Genomic DNA, 3,210 nt, shown 5'->3' with positions numbered 1-3,210 from the left:
GTCGGCGGCCCGTCACCGGCCGCTTCTCGCCGTAGGCGCGGTTGTCGGCCCGCACCACCATGAACACCTTGCCGGTGTCGGGACGGGTGTCGACGGTGACGACGGGGATCTTCTTCGCCTCCAGCTGCGCCAGGGTCGGCGCGATGGCGGCCGTGTCCTGCGGCGCCATCGCTATGCCCTTGACGCCCTGGCTGATGAACGTCTGCGCGTTGGCGGTGAGCTTGGCGACGTCGTTCTGGGAGTTCGTGGTCTTCAGGGACAGGCCGAGCTGCTTCGCGAAGTCGGGCGTGTACTTGATGTAGGAGTTCCAGAAGTCGGTGTCGGACCGCGGGTAGTCGACGCCCACGAGCGGCTTGCCGCTCGTCGAGGCGGACGTACCGGAGCCGCTGCTGCACGCGCTGAGCAGCGTCAGCGCACAGACGACGGACGCGGTGGAGCTGAGTGCGGTTCTGATTCTCATGGGTACTTCCTCGCGCTTGTCCCGGAGCGGGGTTGTCACACCGATGCGACGGTTGGGTGTCGCTGACAGAGAGATGGGATGTTTATAGGGTGGGCCCGGAGGCGTTGTCTAGGGGTAGGAGAGAAGAAGCCAGAGAATGTCGCCTGATGGCTCGACTGGGACGGTCCGGTCATGGGATGTCGACCAGGGATCCATCCCATCAATGTTGTGAACCTGTGATGGGATGTCTCTTGCATCGGATCGCTCGATGGCGGCGTCCGGTCGGGGTCGGCGTCCAGCACCCGGCGGCCGACCCGCTCGGAGGCCGGCCGGCCCTCGCGGAAGCACGTACTCCCCCCTTCGGCGGCAGGGCTCCGGACGGTATCCTGATGAGGAATTGCAAATTTTCGCAATTGCTTAGATGCTTAGTTCATGGTGTTCGCAATGTGCGGCGGATGCGGCTTTTCCCCGTCCGTCTTCTCGGGCGGGGCTCGCAGGCGAAGGTGAGGGGTCGTGTCCGTTCCGCTGTACCAGGCGAAGGCGGAGTTCTTCCGGATGCTGGGGCATCCCGTGCGGATCCGGGTCCTTGAGCTGCTGCAGGACGGGCCGATGCCGGTACGGGACCTGCTGGCCGCGATCGAGGTGGAGCCCTCCGGCCTGTCGCAGCACCTGGCGGTGCTGCGCCGCTCGGGGATCGTCAGGTCGGCCCGCGAGGGCTCGACCGTCGTCTACGAGCTGGCCGGGGGCGACGTCGCGGACCTGATGACGGCCGCGCGGCGAATCCTGACCGAGATGCTCGCCGAACGCAACGAACTGCTGGTCGAGTTGCGGGACACGGAGGTCGCCAAGCAATGACACGGTGGATCGGCCGGGCCGGCTCCCGGATCACCTCACTGCTGCCCGCCCGTACCGACCTGGCTCAGGCAGGCCGCGACCCGCGACGGGACCTGCTCGCCGGGCTGACCGTGGCCATCGTGGCGCTGCCCCTGGCCCTCGGTTTCGGTGTCTCCTCCGGGTTGGGCGCGGAGGCGGGCCTGGCGACCGCTGTCGTGGCGGGCGCCCTCGCCGCCCTCTTCGGCGGATCCGACCTTCAGGTGTCGGGGCCGACCGGCGCCATGACCGTGGTCCTCGTCCCCATCGTCGGCCGGTACGGCAGGACGGGTGTCCTCACGGTCGGCCTGCTGGCCGGCGTGATGCTGCTGGCGCTCGCCGTACTGAAGGCCGGGCGGTACATGCAGTACATTCCCGCGCCCGTGGTCGAGGGCTTCACTCTCGGCATCGCCTGCGTGATCGGCCTCCAGCAGATCCCGAACGCCCTCGGCGTGCCCAAGCCGGAGGGCGACCGGGTGCTGGTGGTGACCTGGCGGGCGGTCGAGGAGTTCACCGGGTCCCCGAACTGGACGGCTGTCGGCCTCGCCGCCGCGGTGGCCGCCGTCATGCTGGCCGGCGCCCGCCTGCGGCCGGCCGTACCGTTCTCCATCCTCGCCGTGACCGCCGCGACCGTGGTCTCGCAGGCCGCCCACCTGGATGCCGCCAAGCCGATCGGTGACCTGCCCTCCGGACTGCCCGCGCCCTCGCTCGCCTTCCTCGATCTCGGCTCGCTGGGTTCCCTGCTCGCCCCGGCCGTCGCGGTGGCCGCGCTCGCCGCCCTGGAGTCCCTCCTGTCGGCGTCGGTCGCCGACGGCATGACGGTCGGCCAGAGGCACGACCCCGACCGGGAGCTGTTCGGACAAGGCCTGGCGAACATCGCTGCCCCGCTGTTCGGCGGTGTCCCGGCGACCGGCGCGATCGCCCGTACCGCGGTCAACGTCCGCACCGGCGCGAGCTCCCGGCTCGCCGCCCTCACCCACGCCGCCGTTCTCGCCGTGATCGTCTTCGCCGCCGCACCACTGGTCTCGAGGATCCCGCTCGCCGCGCTCGCCGGCGTGCTGCTCGCCACCGCCGTCCGCATGGTCGAGGTGGGCTCGCTCAGGGCCCTGGCGCGGGCCACCCGTTCCGATGCGCTGATCCTTGTCCTGACCGCCGCCGCTACCCTCGCCCTCGACCTCGTGTACGCGGTCGTCATCGGCCTGGCCGTCGCGGGTGTCCTCGCCCTGCGCGCGGTCGCGAAGCAGGCGCGCGTCGACAAGGTGCCGCTCGACCGGGGCGACCACGGCGCCGAGGAACACGCCCTGCTGGCCGAGCACATCGTGGCCTACCGCATCGACGGCCCGCTGTTCTTCGCCGCCGCCCACCGTTTCCTGCTGGTACTGGCCGAGGTGGCCGACGTCAGGGTCGTCATCCTGCGGATGTCCCGGGTGTCGACCATGGACGCCACCGGTGCCCTCGTCCTCAAGGACGCCGTCCAGAAGCTGCGCCGGCGCGGCATCACCGTCCTCGCCTCCGGCATTCGTCCCGGCCAGCGCCGGGTCCTGGACTCCCTGGGCGTGCTGGACCTGCTGCGCGACGAGGGCCGGGAGTACACCACCACACCCGAGGCGATCGCGGCCGCCCGCGCCCATCTGGAGACGGCCGGAGTCCTGTCCGCCCTTCCCGCCCAGCAGCCTCGAACCTCCAGCACCTGACTCCGTGGACACGCCGGCCAGTTCCCGGTAGGTCGCCAGGACGACGTCGTTCTCACCGAGCGAGGGAAGGACCTGGGACAGGTAGTCGAGGAACCGGGCGTTCGGGCCCACCACCAGGGCACCCTCCTCCGCGGCGCGGAGGAACGCGTACAGGACGAAGGCCGCCCGGTGCAGGGCGGCCACCGTCCTGCCGGTGCCGGGCCCGCC

General features: G+C 70.7%; 3 protein-coding genes and 1 pseudogene. 2 read left to right on the top strand and 2 right to left on the bottom strand.

Annotation, left to right across the window (positions count from 1 at the left end; all coding sequences use genetic code 11):
- Positions 1-460 (bottom strand): substrate-binding domain-containing protein (locus ABZ646_RS43605; protein WP_360532484.1); only part of this gene is annotated, 460 nt, incomplete at its 3' end.
- 492 nt (positions 461-952) lie between these two features.
- On the opposite strand from ABZ646_RS43605, the gene ABZ646_RS43600 reads away from it, so the two are divergent.
- Both ABZ646_RS43600 and ABZ646_RS43595 read left to right on the top strand, forming a co-directional pair.
- Complete coding sequence (locus ABZ646_RS43600; protein WP_360532481.1) at positions 953-1,294, top strand: metalloregulator ArsR/SmtB family transcription factor; 342 nt, start codon at positions 953-955, stop codon at positions 1,292-1,294.
- Positions 1,291-3,003, top strand: a complete 1,713-nt coding sequence (locus ABZ646_RS43595; RefSeq protein WP_360532478.1) for a SulP family inorganic anion transporter — start codon at positions 1,291-1,293, stop codon at positions 3,001-3,003. The genes ABZ646_RS43600 and ABZ646_RS43595 overlap by 4 nt, the downstream gene beginning before the upstream one ends.
- Before the next feature lie 6 nt (positions 3,004-3,009).
- Here ABZ646_RS43595 and ABZ646_RS43590 read toward each other — a convergent pair.
- Positions 3,010-3,210: pseudogene (locus ABZ646_RS43590) on the bottom strand (ATP-dependent DNA helicase); the annotation flags it as partial.

The organism is Streptomyces sp. NPDC007162 (assembly GCF_040634175.1).
GTDB lineage: Bacteria > Actinomycetota > Actinomycetes > Streptomycetales > Streptomycetaceae > Streptomyces.
Note: the sequence above shows the minus strand (reverse complement) of the source record. Positions and strands in the feature narration are given on the sequence as shown.

Coding starts and splice junctions, on each gene's coding strand:
- ABZ646_RS43595 (WP_360532478.1), top strand. CDS start 1,291: ATGACACGGTGGATCGGCCGGGCCGGCTCCCGGATCACCTCACTGCTG.